Here is a 1728-nt window from a genome sequence, read left to right on the forward strand (position 1 = left end):
TGTCCGGCCCAGCAACGCCCCCTGACGCCACTGATCAGTCAGGAAACTCACGACCGAATGCCCCAACGTCGCCCACAACCGATCGTCATTCGGCTCGAACACCGCCCACGTCGTCGACTGCCGGATCGAATCGGACAGGAACGACACGAGACGGCGCACGTTCAGGTACCGCCAGTCCCGACTGCTCGACCGGGTCCGCGCACCCCAGACCAGCAGTCCCCGGCCGGGGAAGACGCGGAGACAGTTGACGCCCTTGTCGTTGAGTTCGCCGTTCTGGTCGTCGGTCAGCAGGGTGGGGATGCCGAGGACGCCCCGGAGGTTCTGGTTGGCGGGAGCCTTGAACACCCCGCGCTCGGCGTCCGTACGCGCCCACACCCCCGTGAGGTGACCCGACGGGGGCACCGTGCGGCGCACGCCGTCCACACCGGGAACCTCCACCCACGGGTAGTACAACGCCGTGAACGCCGCGTCGTCCGAGTCGGGTGTGGCGAGGTCGCCGACGAAGTCCTTGAGCGGTTCGACGAGTTGGCCGGGTGGCGCGTCGACGACGGCGAGCCGGTTGCGCAGTTGGGTGCAGTGGGCGAGCACCTTGTCGATCAGTCCCCTGCCGGTCGGCAGATCCGGCGCCAGCGGGGTTTCGGTCTCGGTGGCGGCGACGGTCATGTCCCAGAGGCTGGGCACGGCGACCATGGTGACGTCCGGCACGGTCTCCAGCCCGCCCAGGCCCGTGCGCGCCTCCGCGTCCCCGGCGAGACCGGAGCCGGTCACCGGGGTGCCCGGGTTCAGGAAGCCGACGACGTAGCAGGTCGTACCGCCGTTGGCGAAGAACCCGTACACCCCCTCGGCGAGGGTGAGGCATCGCTGGAGTACCTGGACCTTCTTGTGGTCACCGGCGGACAGGGGCGGGTTGTCCTTCTGTTTCTTCAGGAGGGCGGCCAGTTCGTCGCTCAGTTCCTTGACGCTGTAGCGGTCGACGAATTCCTGCCATCCCCGGATGGGCTGGGGGATCACGCGCTCGTCGGCGGTGAAGGGCGGAGTGGTCCGTTGCGGGGGCGCCTCGTCGGGCAGCTTGGTGTAGCCGAGGAAGGCCGGGGTGGAGGTGCCCGCTCCCACGATCATGCGGACGCCGCTGGACCTCTCGGTGACGTAGACGCCTGGGGGCTGGGGCCTGGTCGCCATCGTTGCTGTCCCTCCCGGCTAGTCGACGGAGATGTCCTCGTAGGTGATGGTGACCTGTTCCGTGGCGGTGCCGGAGTTGGCCGCCCCGAGCTGGGGGCCTTCCCAGCGGGAGGCCCAGGCGTTGGTGAGGTGGATGCGGCGCACCGTCTGCTTCTGGGCGTCCTTGAGGGCGATGGTGATGTTCTGCCGGGCGGTGTCGAGGTCGGCGTTGACCAGGGTGGCCTTGATCCAGTCGGTGAACGCGGTGCTCTTGTCCATGCCCCGGGTGACCGTGATCTCGCCGGTCTTCCGGGCGCCCGGCTGTTTGCGCACGATGAGCTCGCCGGTGGCGGACACCTGACGGGTCTCGACGACGTCCTGTTCCAGGGTCAGCCCGGAGACGTCCTGGACGGTCTCGACCTGGAACTTGCCCAGTTCGATGGCGAAGGTGTTGCTGCTGAAGGTGTCACCGGTCAACACGTGCGTGTGCCTCCCCGCGCTCAGGTGGTGCCGCCGCCGGGCTGTCCGGCGATCTGGGTGATGGTGAAGTGGACGAACTCGGCCGGACGG

The 1728-nt window shown here is 68.6% G+C and carries 2 protein-coding genes; both read right to left on the reverse strand.

The features are described from left to right. A partial coding sequence (locus ACX9I7_RS32555) for a phage tail sheath family protein (RefSeq protein ID WP_459389393.1) occupies positions 1-1179 on the reverse strand: 1179 nt, incomplete at its 3' end. A gap of 18 nt (positions 1180-1197) precedes the next feature. Next, positions 1198-1638, reverse strand: coding sequence for a phage tail protein (locus tag ACX9I7_RS32560; RefSeq protein ID WP_358631867.1), 441 nt, complete (start codon positions 1636-1638; stop codon positions 1198-1200). Between the last annotated feature and the right edge of the window lie 90 nt (positions 1639-1728).

The organism is Streptomyces sp. L500 (assembly GCF_054551825.1).